At 48.1% G+C, this 237-nt stretch carries 1 protein-coding gene; it reads right to left on the bottom strand.

Annotated features, from left to right (window positions below; all coding sequences use genetic code 11):
* On the bottom strand, nt 1–237 hold a 237-nt coding region (locus QP437_RS10415), incomplete at both ends, for a winged helix-turn-helix domain-containing protein (RefSeq protein ID WP_285267790.1).

The following is a 237-nucleotide window of genomic DNA, read 5'->3' as shown; positions in this document are numbered from 1 at the left end:
GCCTTTGTTACGCACGGTTTTAATACGATAAGGTTCTGCGGCGTTATCGAGCAGTTTTTTTCTTAACCGCGAAATAGCCACGTCCACGCTACGATCCAGTCCGTCATAACTGACGCCGCGTAAATTTTTCAGCAATGCATCGCGGTCCATGATTTGCCCGGCATGGGTAGCTAATTCCCACAATAATTCGAAATCAGCTGTCGAGAGCGAGATTTCAGTGTTAGCCAGGGAGACTAC

Origin of the sequence: Haemophilus sp. UMB1048, assembly GCF_030218125.1 — a bacterium.
Lineage (GTDB): Bacteria > Pseudomonadota > Gammaproteobacteria > Enterobacterales > Pasteurellaceae > Haemophilus_D.
The sequence above is the reverse complement of the archived record's forward strand: the minus strand, read 5'-3'. Positions and strand labels throughout refer to the sequence as shown.